The organism is Clostridium boliviensis, from assembly GCF_033342255.1.
GTDB classification, from domain to species: Bacteria; Bacillota; Clostridia; order Lachnospirales; family Lachnospiraceae; genus Lacrimispora; species Lacrimispora boliviensis.
Map to the genome: position 1 here is coordinate 1 of NZ_JAWONS010000327.1, position 439 is coordinate 439.

The following is a 439-nucleotide window of genomic DNA, read 5'->3' on the forward strand; positions in this document are numbered from 1 at the left end:
CTCGTTGTTAAATTGGCTGGTTTTGTTCGGAGTTCGCATTCCGGCGGAGGAGCGGGCCCTGTCGACGGCGACCGGATATGAGGGGAAGATGGGGGAGAAAAGCCGGCTGCTTCCCTTTCCGAAACGGGGATAAAGAGCCCTCGTTCTGCGTCGGTTATGGCGAGGCACGCCTGTCTTTGACGGATACTTGTTGTTTAAATATCGGATGATACGGCTCGCCGCGCGGGGCAGGAGGCTTGATCGGCCTGGTGCAGGCCTTTTGATTGGAGCCCTGTTGGTCCAGAAAGAGACAGGGCATGGCGGAGACGCCGGCCGGAGCGTCCGGCCTTGTGCGGTTCGCCAACGCGGATGCAGGCACAAGCGCGGAATCATGGGTAGACGCCTTTTCCCGGCGGGTAATCAAGAGCGGCAATCCGAATCGGTACCGGAGGCCCTTTCT

General features: G+C 59.9%; 1 protein-coding gene. It reads right to left on the reverse strand.

The annotated features are described in order from the left end of the window. Positions 1-154 precede the first annotated feature (154 nt). The coding region (locus RZO55_RS23795) for a hypothetical protein (RefSeq protein ID WP_318066737.1) at positions 155-439 on the reverse strand (285 nt) is incomplete at its 5' end.